Here is a 17,450-nt window from a genome sequence, read left to right on the forward strand (position 1 = left end):
CTTTCTTTATTTGTAATACTCTACTTTTTCTATACCATATATAATTATATCAGAATTACTGAACATTTTTAAATTGATTAAAATACATGTTATGGTATATTCCTTTATTTTTAATGAGTTCTTCATGACTTCCCTTTTCTACTATTTCACCACCATCAATTACCATGATATTATCTGCATTTCTAATGGTACTAAGTCTATGTGCTATTATGAAACTTGTACGCCCCTCCATAAGCTTTAGCATTGCCTCCTGTATGTTCATTTCAGTACGGGTGTCCACACTACTTGTAGCTTCATCTAAAATCAATATAGATGGATTAGCCAAAATAGCCCTAGCTATAGCAATTAACTGTCTTTGTCCTTGACTCAAGTTTTCTCCACTGTCTTGTAAAAAAGTGTCATATCCTTTGGAAAGTCTATTTATAAATACATCTGCATTAGCCATAGCTGCAGCTGTCTTCACTTCTTCAAAGGTAGCATCCAGCTTACCATATTTAATATTTTCCTTAATTGTTCCAGAAAAAAGGTAGGTATCTTGAAGCACTATACCAAAACACTTTCTCAAACTATCTCTAGTGTATTCTCTTATATCTCTGCCGTCAATTAAGATTCTTCCATTAGTTATATCGTAAAATCTTGTAAGTAAATTTATAACAGTTGTTTTTCCTGCGCCAGTAGGCCCTACTATAGCTGTGGTGCTCCCTTTTGGTGCATTAAAGCTTATATTTTTCAGTACAGATACATTTTCCCTGTAACCAAAATTAACATTTTCAAATTTTACATTTCCCTCTACATTTTTTAATACATCAGCTTCTAATACATCTGAAGCTTCCTCTTCTTCATCAAGTATTTCAAATACTCTTTCTGCTCCTGCTACAGCAGATTGTAGTGTATTAAATATATTGGCTAAATCATTTAACGGTCTTGAAAACTGTCTTGAATAACTTAAGAAACTTGCTATAATACCTACAGTAATCAAATTCTTTACTGCCAGTATACCTCCAACTCCAGCTACTACAGCAAAACCTATATTATTAATTACATTCATAAGTGGCATTATAAATCCTGATAATATTTGAGCTTTTATACCCACCTTACACAATTTTGAATTGGTTTCTTCAAACTGCTCAATTACTTTATTCTCATAATTAAAAGCTTTTACCACTTCAATGCCTGATATTGTTTCTTCTATATATCCATTAAGCTTTCCTAATTCTATTTGCTGATCTTTAAACAAAGGTGCTGTATTTTTCGCTATAATACGGGTAAGCACAAGTACCATAGGTACAGTTATCATACTAGCCAGTGTAAGTATAGGACTTAAAATTGTCATCATAAAAAGTGATCCTATTATGTTTATAAGTCCAGACATTAATTGCACCGTAGATTGTGATATTGTACTGCTTACATTGTCAATATCATTGGATAAACGGCTCATAACCTCTCCATGGGTATGTATATCAAAAAATGATATTGGCAGCTTTTGAAGCTTTTTATAGAGGTGGCTGCGCAAATTCATAACTATCCTCTGTGATACCCCTGCCATAATCCAACCTTGAAGGAAAGTAATAATTGCATCACCTATATAAGCTGCTACAAGAGTAATAGACATTATTTTAAGTACTGCAAAATTCACTTTTCCATTCATTTGAGACATTGCATCTACAGATTTTCCTATAATATATGGTACTGCAAGTGAAAGTGCAGCATCAATTATAATAAAAATAAATATCAATGTTAAAAATTTACGTTCACTGCCAAAATATTTCCACAATCTAGACATAGTTTCTTTGAAATTTTTTGGTTTTACAACAGGCATCATTCTACCATGTCTTTTACCTGGTCTTCCCATTATATTTCTGCCAACACCTATTGGACCTTTATCTCCTTGAGCCACGTTACACCACCTCTTTACCTATCTGTGAGTAAAATATTTCCTTATAAATATTGCAACTTTTCATAAGGTGTTCATGTTTACCAATACCAGCTATTTCACCATTATCCATTACAATTATTTTATCAGCTTCCATAACACTTGTAATACGCTGAGCTATTATAAAGCAAGTAAGATTTTTAAAATACTTCTTTAAAGATAATCTAATTTTTGCTTCTGTTGCTGCATCTACAGCACTTGTACAATCATCTAATATTAGAATATCTGGTTTTTTAATTAATGCGCGAGCAATGGAAATACGCTGTTTTTGACCTCCTGAAAAATTTACACCTCCCTGGCCTATTTTCGTTTCATAACCTTCTGGAAATGAAGAAATAAAATCGTGAGCCTCGGCCATAATTGCTGCATTCCTTATTTCTTCATCTGAAGCATTTTCCTTTCCCCAAAGTATATTATCTTTAACAGTACCTGTAAATAATATAGATTTTTGAGGAACAATTGCTATTTTTTCTCTTAAATTTTTCAAATCAATATGATTGACATCTATTCCATCTACCTTAACTGCTCCACTAGTTACATTGTAAAAACTAGGTATCAAATTAACAAGACTTGTTTTTCCTGCTCCTGTAGCTCCTATGATTCCTATTGTTTCCCCTGGCATACAGCTAAATGTAACATTTTTAATTATAGGCTCTCCTTTACTTGCAGCATATGAAAAATAGACCTTTTCAAAATCTACCCTACCCTTTGTTTTAGCATTTATTTTGATAGTTCCAGAGTCATTCCTTTCGTTTTTTTCCATAAATACTTCACCTATACGCTCAGCAGAAGCCCTAGCTCTAACAAATACTGTAAAAACAAAAGATATCATCATAAGCGAAAAAAGAATTTGTGTCATATAGTTAATAAAGGCAATTACTTGACCTACATACATATTTCCATTGTTTACACGAAATCCTCCAATCCAAATAACTGCTACTATACCTAAGTTTACTGTTAACCTTATGCTTGGTGAAAACACAGACATCAATCTCATTGCATTAGTAGATGCTAACCCTAGTTCCCCATTTGCACCTTCAAATCTTTTAATCTCATAATCAAACCTATTAAAAGCTTTAACTACTCGAACTCCAGATAAATATTCTCTCATTACAGTATTCACCCTATCTAGAGCCTTCTGAACTTTAATAAAAAAGGGATAACCAATTTGCATGTTAGCAAATATGAAGATTATTACAATTGGTACCACTACAACTAATACTAAAGACATGTGAGGATTAAGTTTAGCAGCCATTATAATACTTCCTATGCATACAAGAGGAGCTTTCACAAAAATTCTCATAAGTCCATTACAAAAATTCTGCAGTTGAGTTACATCATTAGTTAACCTGGTTACAAGTGATGCCCCTTTAAATTTATCCAAATTATTAAAGGAAAAACTTTGTATTTTCTTAAAAAGATCCAGCCTAAGTTCTGCTGAAAATTTCTGAGATACATAATTGGATAAAATATTTCTTCCACAAGCTGCTGCTGCACCAACTGCTGTAATTAAAAGCATTATAAGTCCTTTATTCATTACATAATCCATTTGTTTATTTGCAACACCTATATCTATTATCTTAGCCATTATTGTAGGCTGCATTAAATCACACAAGGCCTCAATAGTTAAGAATATTACTGCTGCTATGAACAATTTCCAGTAGTTTTTTATGTACTTTATTAAGAATTTCACTTCATTCACCTCTTTTTTATTTTATAATTTTTATTTATAAGTGACTACTTAATTTTATATTATAATCACAGTGGAATACAACTTTTTTAAGAGGACAATTGACAGAGGACATAGGACAATGAAGGATGATTTTTTTGCGACAGCAAAAAATCAACCTTCACTGTCCTCTGTCAATTGTCCTCTGTCCTCTCAATTATATAACATAATTTCAAATCTTTATATCCAAAAAATCTCATCAGCATATTATGTAATATGACTAAAGCTGTATACATCAAAGCAATAAATTTAGGAGATGATATTTTTGATAGAAATACTTTTACCTATAGAAGACACTTGTATAAGCAAGTATAATGCAACGATTAATTTTGGAAAATCAGATTCATTACTAATTGGAAGTTCTTCATCAGAAAATGATTACTATAGAGCCCTTTTAAAGTTTGATATTTCTTCAATATTTTCAAAAGTGAGCATTACAAGAGTATTACTAAGATTATATGTATATAAAAAAGAAAAAACAGGTCAGCAGGAAGTAACTGCTTATAAGTTACTTGAAAATTTTAAAGAAATGGAGGCTAACTGGAATAATCAACCTTCTCATGAAGAGGTAGGTTATACCTCCACATTAACTGATATTAATTTGAATGGCTATTTTGATATCGATGTTACATCTATTATTAACCAGTGGCTAAATGATAAAACCGAAACTGTTCATGGAATAGAAGTAATAGCATCACAAAGTGCTTCATCTTTTATATGGTTTAGGAGTAGAGAATATACACAGGATTATATGTGGCCTAGTCTCATTGTAGAATATGATGACTCCAAACTAGTTACTGATAGTAAACAAAATGGAGATGTGTCAATAGAAAGCAGCTTTAAAGGTTTTGATTTGCATAAACGTATAACGTATATTAATATTCCTGACTTGCCAGAAAATCATATAATATATGGTGTTTCTAAAGAAAATGATTTCAGAAATGTGCTTGCAAATCACAATGCTATTTTAAGTTCTATCAAAACAGAAAACTACAATGTAGATTTAGGTCAAGCTTTAATAACAGATGCAAATTCTAATGGTACAATTTTACTAGTAAACACTGATACTTCAACAGGTATTAGCATAACACAATGTGAACCTAATGAAACTGTAGTAGTAAAAGTAGTACGAAATGGAGAAACTACTATAATTGATAAAACTCAATGGAATTCATATGATTTCAAAATTAATGATGAAATTTTAGTTGAATGTACATCTCAAGATAAAGTAGTAACCAATGTGTATAAAATAACAATATCTAAAAAAACCTTAAGGCATGTTACTGTAAGTACTGAAACAGAATTAACAAATGCACTTTCAGATGATTCTGTAGGTCATATATCTTTATTAAATAATATAACATTGACCAAGGCTCTTTCTATAGATAAATACATTATTTTAGATAGTGACGGAACTAATAATTTCACTTTAACAACTCCAAATGTAACCTTGGGTATTGGTGCTGATGAAGGTGAACTAAACAATTTAATTATAGATGGAGAGTTAATTATAGATATAGGACCATATGCAAGTATAACTTTGCATAATGTAACTGCTCTTAGGGGAACAAGAGTACTTTCAGGAGATATTAATAGTATTCATTTATATGGAATAAAAACTCCTATATTGCGTTTCTTTGGTAATGCAAAAGTTATATTAGATGAAGATACTTCATCTGCTACACCTATTAAAAGTGTAGTTGGAGAAATTATTCTTACCCCCCCAGCACAAGGTACTCCAGTACAGATACTACAAATAATTGGCTCTAAAGTTAATAATTTAAAAGTACAATCAGAATACTCCAATATTTCAATCCAGCAAGATGCTTCAATTACTAATTTAAATATACAAGCAAAACATTCAATCATTTTAATTGATCAAGGAGCATTAGTTACCAATTTAGCAATAGATGGTTGTAATACAAATATTGAAATAGATAAAGGCGGAAACGTTAAAACAGTTCAAATTGATGCTGGAAATACAAGCTTGACTTTAGATAATGGGTCTAGTGTTGAAACTTTAAATTTAAATTCTAACAATTTGACCATCGATGGAAAAAATATCACCCATGTTAATATACAAAGTGGAGTTACAGATATAAGTACTATTTGTGTAAAAGGTTATGAACAGACTGATACTAGTATTGCTGAAGCAAATAACTCTTTAGCAGTGATATTTGCACTTACTCAATCAAATATTATAACTATTAAATTAGATGGGGTTTTTGAAGGCGTACCTATAACCGGCAAAAGCATAGCCAACATCAGTGGAGCAGTAGATAACAAAATAGTTACAGTAGATGATACTAAAGTATTAAAGTTTGCTATAATTGTATATTCCATAATAAAAGTTAATTTACTCCCAGGAATATACGATGAGGCTTTAGAAATAAAGAGACCTTTAACATTACAAGGCAATTCTGATGTTATATTAAAGCAAAGAAACGAAAAAATAGCCACAGAAACATCTATCACTATATCAGCAGATGATGTAAAAATTATAGGCCTTGAAATTAGAGATTGGAATATAGGCATTGAAAATAAGCAGGATAAGCAGCCCTATAAAAATATAATCATATCAGACAATATAATCTATTCACCTCAAGGCAGTAACTATGGAATTTATATGGGATATGATGCTGAAGCTTTCCTTTATCCTTCTGATGATCCAAAGCACTTAGATGATATGATAGATTTTAAAGGTTTAACAATTATTAACAATCAAATATTAGGCTATAACAATCATGCAATGATCATTGAATCTATTAAAGCTTCTGAAGGTAAACTTATAATTGGTAACAATGATATATACGATTCTAAAGGATATGGTATTTGGATAAATACCTCAAAAAATATAAATGTGCAGAATAATAAAATTCATGAAAATGCTGTATATGGAATATATCTCAGTTCTACAGCTGAAGAAATTCACAGCACCACAGGTAAGGTACCTTCTGATATAGCTATAATTAACAATGAACTAACTGATAACATGAGCTCTGATTTAAGTTTTGATAGTGCTGACTTAACAACTATTGAAATAGCTGAAAATAGCATAACAAGTAAAATTTTAAATGGTAACCTAATTGAAAATAACCTTACTACAACTACTAATGCACCTAACAATTGGTGGGGAACTGCTTATAAGCCTACTATACAATCTAAAATAGTAGGTCCATCAAACTTTGTACCTTATTATGTTAATGCTTCAAAAACTATTTTAAGTAACGTAAAAACGGATATACACGTAAATCCTAACTATACAGATGGTAACAGCGAACTTTATATTTACGGTTACAATACTTTTTCAAATATTAAGGAAGCTTTAGAAAAAGCAAAAGAATTTAGTTAAATCATAGATTATGTAGAGATGCATTATAATAAGCACTAAAGCCTTAAGTGAAATTTGTATTACTACCAATGAAGAATGTAAATTAAAAATAGATTCTAAAATAAAGGAATCATTTTTATTAGAAACGCAAAATAAAAAAGATTTATCTGGAGTAATAGGAACTAAAAATATATCCCCTATTTAAGTATTTATATTTAACTCAACTTTTGTATTATGTTTATATTAGCTCAAAAATTACATGTGCAAAAGTTGAGCATTTAATTAATCTTATAGCTGTTTTAATATTAACTTTAATTATTTTTATGTTATATTAGTATTTATAGAACATTTATGAAATTTGTGGTACAAATTTGTATAATAATATACAATATTGTATACACCTTCATATTAATGTATAATATTATATATGAATATAAAATTTACTATCTGTAAAAGTATTTTATATGATAAGGGGGAAAATAAAGACAATGGAACTACATTCATTAAAGGTTCTTATTTGTGATGATTCAAGTCTAATAAGAAAGAAACTAAAAGAACTATTATTTAAATATGGCTGCACTGAAATTTTTGAAGCATCAGATGGACAAAATGCCGTAGATATGTATAAAAAATATATACCTAATTTGGTTTTTATGGATATAGTTATGCCTGTAAAAGATGGCATTACGGCCTTAAATGAAATTATGCAATTTGATGAAAGTGCAAAGGTTATCATGTCATCATCATCAGGTACTAAAACATTACTTAAAAAAGCTCTTGAAGCAGGAGCTTGTGAATTTATACAAAAACCATTTGCAAACATTAAAATTGAAAGTATATTAAAGGAGTTTAATGAGGAGGTGCAGTAATTTATGCTTACACAATTATTTGGCAATTACCTTTTAAATGAGAAATTACTTAAGCCCGAACAATTAAAAAATTTGTTAGATTTACAAAAATCTATACATGTTAGATTAGGTGAGTTAGCTGTTAATTCAGGATTTATGACCAAGGATAGTGTTAATGAAGTACATAAAACTCAGTATAGAATTGATAAAAAATTTGGTGAACTTTCAATTGATATGAGCCTTTTAAACGAAGAACAGTTAGAACTTTTACTTTTTGAACAGGAATCAAAGGATATGCTTGTTAGACAAGCAATCTTAGATAAGAATTATATGACTCTTACTGAATTTGAGCAGGCACTTGATAACTATAAAATGTCATATAGTATTAGCAATGAAGATTTCAATTTTTTAATAAATGAAAATTTAGATGAAATTATAGATAAATTTTATAATTTTGACAGTTGTTCCTATGGTGCCATTTATAAAAAATATTTTTCTCTTTTGCTGAAAAATATTATTAGGTTTGTTGATAGTGATTTTAGACCTATAGAAATTATGCCTATAGAGGAATATGAATTTAATTACATTGCTTCACAAAAAATTAATGGAGATTTTGAATTATATATATGTATTTCTGCTGACCAAAAAACATTATTAGAATTTGCAAAAAGATACACTGAAGAAAATCTCCATGAAAATGATGGATATACTCAAGAATCTATAGGAGAATTTTTAAATTTAGTTAACGGAATATTTATTGTAAATATGTCTGAAAACAATACTGAACTTCAGCTAAATCCACAAGAAATGCACTCTAAAGGTGTCTTAACTAATTTGACAGAAGCTTATCGTATACCTATTGTATTTTCTTTTGGAAAAGTTGACTTTATTATTTCAAAATCTACTCCAATTATTGAATAATTCAACTATCATATTCCAAAAGTTTGATTATTGTACTCAATTGTGGTATAATTTAACATAATATACAGTATGTTTTTTATACTTAAAAGTACCTATTGTTAATATAATATAAAAATAGTACAAACATTTTGATGTTGATTTACTTCTAATGCTAATAATAAGTATAACAAATTTGCTAAATCACTAATATCCACAAAAGATTGGTACATGAATATTTACTTATTTTTTAATATTATGCCTATGGCAAGATTAAAGGAGGAAAGTAATGAAATTTTATGGACTTACTTATAAGGATATAAATCAAAAAACCACAATTAATCATGAATTTTGGACTAAAAAAGAATTGATTAACAAAATTAATGAATGTGCTGAAAAGGGATTTCTTATTATTGATGTATTTGAAAAGAACTTATATAGAGAAATTTAAATCTAAATATATGCCTAATTTTAATTATAAATCACTACATGTATCTTCAGAAACTGTTTCGTTTATAAAGACCTTGCACTTCTCAAAGTACAAGGTCTTTATTTTGTATTTATTAATTTTCTTTTATCAACTTATCCTTTTGTAATATATGCTCAATAATCCAGTTAAAAACAAAAGCAAGTAAGTCTTCAAGATACTTTTGTTGGTCACTATCTATCTTGTTCAAATCTACAGAATTTATCTTTTTTATGAAAGCATCATGTTCAATTTTCTGACTTTCATATTGCTTTGAACCTATTTTTAGCATATAACCTTCTTCAGCTTTAAAATGAAACTCCGTATATTCACATAATTCTTGAATTATTTCAATAATTTTATCATACTTGTCTATATAAAAATCATTTTTTAATAATTTAACTGCTTTATTCCCTATTTCAAAAAGATGTTTATGTTGTTCATCAATTAATTCTACACCAATAGAATATTTATCCTTCCATTCTAACATTTACTATTACCCCCATTATATTAGTTATTATTACGAATTTTATATATTTAATTATAACATGTTTTGATAAAGCTTCCTATCATTATATAATATTTTCATAATAATATATAACTAAACTTTAGCAGTTTAAATAAAATTGGATTCGAAAATTGATTTTTATAACTACTATATCAAATCTTACATTATATAACTATTTACTTAGCAAGTTCGTATATTGTATGAGCGTATATTTTAGCATTCATTATAAGATCATCAATTTCAATATATTCATTAGCTTGGTGATCCAAATCTGGTTTTCCTGGGAATATTGGTCCAAAGCCAACTATATTAGGAAGTTCCTTAGCATAAGTTCCTCCACCTATACCATAAGCCTTTCCTTCCTCACCTGTTTGTTCACTATAAACTTTAAGAAGAGTTGTAACCAATTTACTGTCTTCTGCATAATAAAGAGGATCTTGAGCTTCAACTCTTTCTATTTTAGCACCACACTGATCAAATTCCTTAGAAAGAGTATTCATAATTTCTTCACCTTTAGCTGTAACAGGATATCTTATATCTATCCACATATCTGCTTTTTCTCCATTAATGTCAGCAACTCCAACATTTAATGATAGTTTTCCTGATGGTTTATCTTCAGATGCTATTTTAAGTGAAGTACCTTCTGTTTCTAATCCAACATTTTTGTTAAAGAAATTAACATAATCTGCAAGATCACAACCTTCTTTAAAAATTGTTCCTAAAAACTCAAATGTATGCATTACAGCATTTTTTCCAAGCTCAGGCATACTTCCATGTGCTGATACTCCAAATGTATGTAGAACTACATCTCCATTTACAATTTCAGCTTTCATGTTATATCCCATTTTATCTGCAAATTCCTTTACAGCTTTAACAACAGCTTCAGTATCCTTTGCAGCTATTATAGTTTCACATTTATCTGGAACCATATTAGGTCTTATTCCACCTTTTAGTGATTTAATACTAATACCACAATTACAAGAATTTAAAGTCTTAACAACATGGAATCTTCTTATACCTTTTTCTGCATTTATAAGTGGATACATAGCATCTGGTGTAAATCCAGCTACTGGAGCCTTTTCCTTTTTGTTGTACACATGCATTTCAGAACTTCCTGTTTCTTCATTAGTTCCAAAGATAACTCTTACTTTCTTTGCAAGTGGCATATTAAGATCTTTTATAGCCTTTAATCCAAAAAGTGCTGCCATTGTTGGAGCCTTATCATCTAATGTACCTCTTCCAAACATTTTACCATCATGAATTTCTGCTCCATATGGTGGATGAATCCAGTTATCTCCTTCTGGAACAACGTCCATATGACCAAGAACTGCTACATAATCCTCGCCTTCACCATATTCTGCATATCCATAATAGCCTTCTTCTTCCTTATATGTACGAAATCCAAGAGAAGCTGAAATTTCAAGTGCCTTATCAAGTGCTTTTGATACACCTTCACCAAAAGGCATTCCTGACTTTCCTTCTTCTTCAATACTTTTAATTCTTACCACTTCTTGACTTGCTTTAATAAGCTCTTCCTTTAAACCATCAATTTTTTCATTGAGCTTCATATTAATTCCCCCTATTCTTTAATGTTCTTCATAATAGTCATATGAAATTTTTTAAATGCAACTACTTTTAATACAAAAGTAATCCATACTTTTTCATAAATTAATATTGCATTTAACATGATTATATTGTATACCGGTTATTATATTTTTTCAATAGTTATGAATTTTTTATTGAATTTATATTTCTATAATGATAATTTTCATTCAATTTTGTATCAAAATATCTTGTAAAAATTTTATTTTTAAAAAAAATTGTAACATAATTAAAATATTGTATTATAGTGTAAACAGCATAAAAATATGTAATAATTAATATAAAATTGAATTATATTAAATTCATAACTTGTACAATAACCTAGATTATTGTATAATTAATGTAATAAATTATGAAATTTCATATTATACTTAATTTTTCATTAATTTCACATTGTCAGTATTGTCTAAAAATGTCATTTTTAACCCAATATATACTAATAACGCTAAATTACACTATGCTTGGAGGTTGATAACTATGGATTCTAAAAATGATTTTGATTTTACTATAAGCTCTCTTATTGATTTAAAATTATTACAACAATTTCAAGACAATTTTGCAAGAGCAATGGGTATGGCCAGTATTTCCGTAGATAATAAGGAAGGTAATGTTACATCTCCTAGTAATTTTTCAGACTTTTGTATGAAATATACCAGAGGATCAGTAGAAGGCAATAAAAGATGTATAAACTGTGATATTGAAGGTGGAAGAACAGCTTCAAAAACTAACAAACCTGCTATTTATAGCTGTCATGCTGGTTTAGTAGATTTTGCAGCACCTATTATAGTAGATGGTGTTCAAATAGGTTCTATAGTGGGCGGACAAGTATTGGATGCTCCTCCTGAGGAAGAAAAATTTAGAAAAATAGCTAGAGAAATAGGTGTTAATGAAGATGAATACATAAATGCACTAAGAAAAATTCCAATTGTATCAAGAGATAAAATAGAGGCTGCAGCAAACTTAATTTTTATATTTGCCAATGCTCTATCAAGAATGGGTTATGATAAAAAAATAAATATTATGAAATCAGATAAATTTAAAAATATAGCTAAAGACTTAATAAAAAACATAGAAGCATTATCTGATGGAATTCATAATTTATCATCACAAGTAAATTCTCTTGTAGAAACTTCTGGTTCCTTACTTGAATCTTCTTCTAAATCAAAGGAAAAGGTTAACGAAACTGATGATATATTGAGTTTCATAAGAACTGTAGCAAACCAAACCAATTTACTTGGTTTAAATGCTGCTATAGAAGCAGCAAGAGCAGGTGAACAAGGTAAAGGATTTTCTGTAGTTGCTAACGAAGTAAGAAAATTAGCTTCAGTAAGTGTGGATTCTGCAAAGAAAATAGAAGTTATACTAAATAGTATAAGAAATGGAATGGAATCAGTAGAAGATGGCGTTAGTAAAACTGGTGTAGTAATAGAAAATCACAAACAATATATAGAAGATATTATGAAAAAAATAGATGCATCCTTAGAACTAGCTGAATCTTTAAACTCAAGTATATAATGTTCTTATAATTTCTTTATAATTCACTAAAAAAGAGCTTATCAAAGTGCACATGTGCATTATGACAAGCTCTTTTTAATATATCTAAATCTATAATTTTATTTTTAAACACATTATACGAAAAAATCATGTATTATTTTACATTAACCATTGTGAGGTTTTCTTTTATTGCTGAAAATATAAAGCATTATTATAAAAATAATTACAGCAGCACTTATAAAGCCTCCAATTATAAGTCCAGGTGTAACGAAACTCATTTCTATATTATGAGAACCAGGCTCTAGAACTAGCCCCATAAGAACTCCATTTACCTTAATTAATTCTTGCTTTTTTCCATCTACCTTAACTGACCAGCCTTTATTAAATGGTATATTAAAAGCCATTATTCCCTTTTCATTATTATTTATAGTTCCTTTAACCTTTTCACCATCTACATATAGGTTTTCCATATTATATTTGTTTCTCTCATTTACCCAATTTTTATAAAATTCATATGAATTAAACCATACATGAGAATTAGTAATTTTATATTTTCCTTTTGAAATACTTAATTTTAGCATATTAGTATTACCATCAAATGTAAAGGTATATTGATAAATAGGATATACATAAGGGTATTGTTCCTCTGATTTAATTGTAATTTTATTATTAACCATCAATCTAAATTCCTGTCCATCTGAAGGTTTCAAATTCATTGAAAATAGTATTTCCCCATTAAAATTTTGATTATTATTTTTAATTGGAATATTCATAGTTGCGTTATCTGAAGCTTCTATAACTCCATCTTTATACTTCATATTTCTAGTAGTTGCATTTGCCCAATCTAACGTAAGTTCAGTTACTGAATTATCAATTGGAGAACTATTTAATCCAGACACATTTTTATCAACTACAGCTGTTTGAAGAAGTACTGAATCCTTTTGTGCAACATTCATATTATTATAAGTATTTTTGTCCATGGTAGTGCTATACCACAAATCAAAGCCTACATTATTCTTATTTTCATACACATTATAATTATCCGTTTGCTTAACAAGCGAGTATCCATAAGGATTAAAGGTCGTATCATATTTATTGTCAACTATATATTTGCTTCCAAAAAAAGTCCCTAAAAATAATCTATCATCAAAATTTTTATATGCACTAGGAGTTACAAAAGTACTTAAAATATTATGATCAACCTTTAACCATTTATGAAGATTTCCATCAACCATGCTGTTATATGCACTTGTACCATAATAATCATAGCTCATTGGTGCATTTTCCTGAACTGCATTTCTAAAAATTGATCTATAAAATTCATTTTTAGATGGAGTCAATTTGCTAAATATTCGCTGTTCTTCTTCATTATCCATACAAGAATTTTTTAATGATTCACCTGTCATATCAGGTTTTGAAATACTTAAGTAACTATTACTATTGGTTATAAGACCAATCATTACACACAAAACTATAATACAGTTTAAAATAAGCTTTACATATTTTTTTGAAACATACTTCTTTAAAGCTACTGCTAAAAGGCATATAAGCCCTGCAGACAAAATTAGAATATTTACTTTATCAGTTATTTCTCTGCTTTGAATGTTAAAATCAAATCCCTTTAACTGTTTTGAATGATAAAGTACTACTGATAATACAGTAACAATAGAGAAGAAAACTAAACCTACACTCTTAAATTTATCATTTTCCTCCAGCCAATCTGGAATTGCATAAGCTACTGCAAAGATAAATAAATAAAACCATCTATCGGAAGAATATGAAAGCCCATTAAAAAACGCTCCAGAATAAGGAGTTAAAAACATAAGAAAAAATATACCTACAAGCACTGTTTTTCTCTTAGTCACCCACGAAAGCTTTTTCCATGGCAGTGCAAAAATAATTAGCATAATTAGTGGGAATCCCAAAACACTGGCATAAAAAAAGAATCTATCAGGGATTGTAAGCATATAGTTAAGCGTATGAAACAAAGGAGTCTTAGTTTCAGTTGAAAAACGGTCTGTTTTCAAAAAAGCTAAAACAGAAGGAATAAATGCCACAGCTGATAATCCTACAGCTATTGCAGCAAATACACCATATTTTAAAATATTATTAAAAAATGAACTTATTCTTTCTCTAATATTCTTCCCATGAACCTTAGTAAATACAATAATAAATATTATGTAAAAAATAAAACTAATAAATCCAAAGTAAAAACTATTAGCTACAGTTAATGCTGCACTAATAACAAGAAGATACCACTTTTTAGTATTTTCATATATCCTCAATCCTAAAATGGTAAGAGGTAACCATACATAGGAATCTGCCATAAAATCAAAAAAGAGAGAAAACCATATAAAGCTAATGCATCCACCATATGTAGCAGCTCCTATTAAAGATGTATATGTACTTTTTTTCTCATACTTTAATAATAAATATAAAATTGCCATAGCTAAAAATTGCCTGAATATACTAAAAATCAATCTCCAGTGAACAGTACCACCTAAAGTCAAGGTCCCAATCCCTAACTTTCTAAATATGAGCATTAAATAAAAAAATGGACTTGTAGTATAGTAATAAGTAAATTCACCAAGAATATCTCCTCCAAGTCCATAACTCCATGACCAAAAATGCTGTCCGGAAATAAAAGACTTTTGCAGGAATGTAACAAAGTACATAAGCTGAGAAGCATTATCCAAGCCTATCTTTCCAAACAACTTTCCATTTTGATAAATATATAAATGACATCCTAAAGAAAAAAGAAATAAAATAACAAGTGCAAATAAATTTTTAATTATAGATATATGAAACTTTTTTTCATTTCGTGCATCTGAATTCAATATTTTATGTGTCATTATAAATGTTATTGGTATTGGAAGTATGGATGCTAAAAGTGCCGCAATTGAAAGACTTACTTTTAAAATTCTAACCAACAAAACCAAAGAAAATGTAGAAATTAAATAATTAGCTAAAGTAGTTAGCGGATATTTAATAAATTTTTTTAAAGTTGGCTTTACCTTAAAGGTAAAGAAACAATTAAGGAAATATGATCCAATCATACTCAAAGTAAAGGCAATAGTATGACTAACAACATATGGAACCTTTAACCACAGTAAAAGAAGATACCATATATAATAATGAACAGTATTAATTACTCCAATTATTCCAAATCGTAAAAAATTGCAAATATTGCTATCTTTATTTACTAAATCCCTAAAGCATTGCTTTATCTTATGCCTCATATTTGTCCTCCCAGTAGCGTTTTTGTTTTACTCTCTCAATATTTGTTTCTTCTATAAGAAAATGTGGACGTTTTTTTACTTCATAATAAATTCTACCAATATATTCACCTATTACACCAATTGATAAAAGCTGTGCACCTCCCATAATTAAAATTGCTGATATTATAGTAAAATATCCTGGAGTATCAATTCCAACTACTAAAACGCGGATCAAGGAATACAATATATACACTATTCCTAAAATCACCATTAAAAACCCTAAGTACAATGTTGATCTCAAAGGTTTATTGTTGAATGATAATATACCATCAATCCCATACTGAACAAGTTTTGTAAAACTCCACTTACTTGTCCCTGTAACTCTTTGTTGATTTTCGTATTCAATTACTTTTACATTAAAGCCGATCCAAGAAAACATACCTTTTGAAAATCTATTGTATTCATGCATGGACAGCAAGGCTTTTACAGCTCTTCTGCTTAAAAGGCGAAAATCTCCTACTCCATCCTCAAGCTTTACATCCACTAAATGATTAACCATTTTGTAATATAATTTAGAGAAAAGTGTTTTTGATTTTGAATCTCCAGTTCTATTTCGTTTTGCAACTACTTGATCATATCCCTCAATATAATACTCTACCATTTTAGGAATTAATTCTGGTGGATGCTGTAAATCTGCATCCATTAAAATCACTGCATCCCCACTGGAATAAGCAAGCCCTGCTAAAATACCAGCTTCTTTGCCAAAATTTCTAGTAAAAGATATATATTTAACATGAGTATCAAATCTTTGAAACTGCTTAATCACATTTAGAGTATCATCTTTACTGCCATCATCAACAAAAATAAATTCATAGTCATACTTTTGTGTTAAACAATAGCTCTTCAATATATCCTTTAATTTTTCATAGGTTAATCTTATAGCACTGCCTTCATTATAAGAAGGTACAACCACAGTTAATTTCATAACTTACTCTCCCCTTCTAAACATTTTATTACAAAAATATATTTATCTCATTGAAAATAATTGACAAATTTAAATTATATTTATTTATTTAAATCACCTCATAAAAATACAATTTTTGTAATAAAATATTAATCATATTAGGTTACCACATATTGCTAAATGTGTATTAAGTCTATTTAAATACATGTCATCCACATATTATATACTTACATTATACCATCTAAACTTCCATTATTGTAAATTTGCATACACATTATATCATATTCATCTACATTTTTTAAGCTTGTTGTCATTTTTAGTTTATTTATTAATTTTACAAGGTTAAAAAGTTATTATATTTTTAGAATGTGCAAAATCTATAAAAAGTAAAAGCATCTAAATTAAAAATATAACTTAGATGCTTTTATATAAATTTTAATCTTCTATCTTCAACTTTTAA

Annotated in this window: 11 protein-coding genes; 5 read left to right on the forward strand and 6 right to left on the reverse strand. The window is 28.8% G+C overall.

The window, feature by feature from the left end:
- Window positions 1–55 precede the first annotated feature (55 nt).
- A complete protein-coding gene (locus Q6H37_RS17145; protein ID WP_318743056.1) occupies window positions 56–1,852 on the reverse strand; it encodes an ABC transporter ATP-binding protein in 1,797 nt (598 codons plus the stop codon).
- A 46-nt stretch (window positions 1,853–1,898) separates the two neighbouring features.
- The gene (locus tag Q6H37_RS17150; protein WP_318734419.1) at window positions 1,899–3,626 is read right to left on the reverse strand and encodes an ABC transporter ATP-binding protein; all 1,728 of its coding nucleotides are present in this window, start codon (window positions 3,624–3,626) and stop codon (window positions 1,899–1,901) included.
- A 301-nt stretch (window positions 3,627–3,927) separates the two neighbouring features.
- Between Q6H37_RS17150 and Q6H37_RS17155 the strand changes: the two genes are divergently transcribed.
- The 4 genes from Q6H37_RS17155 to Q6H37_RS17170 all read left to right on the forward strand — a co-directional run bounded on the left by Q6H37_RS17155 (window position 3,928) and on the right by Q6H37_RS17170 (window position 9,189).
- Entirely contained in the window at window positions 3,928–7,014 is a 3,087-nt protein-coding gene (locus tag Q6H37_RS17155; RefSeq protein ID WP_412523867.1) for a DNRLRE domain-containing protein, read from the forward strand.
- Between the two features lie 467 nt (window positions 7,015–7,481).
- Window positions 7,482–7,862 (forward strand): response regulator, encoded by a 381-nt coding sequence (locus Q6H37_RS17160; protein WP_318734424.1) that lies wholly within the window; start codon window positions 7,482–7,484, stop codon window positions 7,860–7,862.
- Between the two features lie 3 nt (window positions 7,863–7,865).
- The gene (locus Q6H37_RS17165; RefSeq protein ID WP_318734426.1) at window positions 7,866–8,762 is read left to right on the forward strand and encodes a chemotaxis protein CheX; all 897 of its coding nucleotides are present in this window, start codon (window positions 7,866–7,868) and stop codon (window positions 8,760–8,762) included.
- 265 nt (window positions 8,763–9,027) lie between these two features.
- A complete protein-coding gene (locus Q6H37_RS17170; protein WP_318734428.1) occupies window positions 9,028–9,189 on the forward strand; it encodes a hypothetical protein in 162 nt (53 codons plus the stop codon).
- A gap of 112 nt (window positions 9,190–9,301) precedes the next feature.
- On the opposite strand, the gene Q6H37_RS17175 is transcribed toward Q6H37_RS17170, so the two are convergent.
- Both Q6H37_RS17175 and pepV read right to left on the reverse strand, forming a co-directional pair.
- A complete protein-coding gene (locus Q6H37_RS17175) occupies window positions 9,302–9,694 on the reverse strand; it encodes a hemerythrin family protein (RefSeq protein WP_318734431.1) in 393 nt (130 codons plus the stop codon).
- 194 nt (window positions 9,695–9,888) lie between these two features.
- Entirely contained in the window at window positions 9,889–11,280 is a 1,392-nt protein-coding gene (gene pepV, locus Q6H37_RS17180) for a dipeptidase PepV (RefSeq protein WP_318734434.1), read from the reverse strand.
- Window positions 11,281–11,791: 511 nt separating this feature from the next.
- Between pepV and Q6H37_RS17185 the strand changes: the two genes are divergently transcribed.
- On the forward strand, window positions 11,792–12,829 hold the full coding sequence (locus Q6H37_RS17185) for a PocR ligand-binding domain-containing protein (protein ID WP_318734437.1): 1,038 nt from the start codon (window positions 11,792–11,794) through the stop codon (window positions 12,827–12,829).
- Between the two features lie 143 nt (window positions 12,830–12,972).
- On the opposite strand, the gene Q6H37_RS17190 is transcribed toward Q6H37_RS17185, so the two are convergent.
- Together Q6H37_RS17190 and Q6H37_RS17195 are read right to left on the reverse strand one after the other, a co-directional pair.
- Window positions 12,973–16,047, reverse strand: a complete 3,075-nt coding sequence (locus Q6H37_RS17190) for a GtrA family protein (RefSeq protein ID WP_318734440.1) — start codon at window positions 16,045–16,047, stop codon at window positions 12,973–12,975.
- The gene (locus Q6H37_RS17195; protein ID WP_318734443.1) at window positions 16,037–17,011 is read right to left on the reverse strand and encodes a glycosyltransferase family 2 protein; all 975 of its coding nucleotides are present in this window, start codon (window positions 17,009–17,011) and stop codon (window positions 16,037–16,039) included. Before Q6H37_RS17195 ends, Q6H37_RS17190 begins: the two co-directional genes overlap by 11 nt.
- Window positions 17,012–17,450: the final 439 nt, after the last annotated feature.

It is taken from the genome of Clostridium sp. JS66 (assembly GCF_033561535.1).
In the GTDB taxonomy this organism is placed as follows: domain Bacteria; phylum Bacillota; class Clostridia; order Clostridiales; family Clostridiaceae; genus Clostridium_AM; species Clostridium_AM carboxidivorans.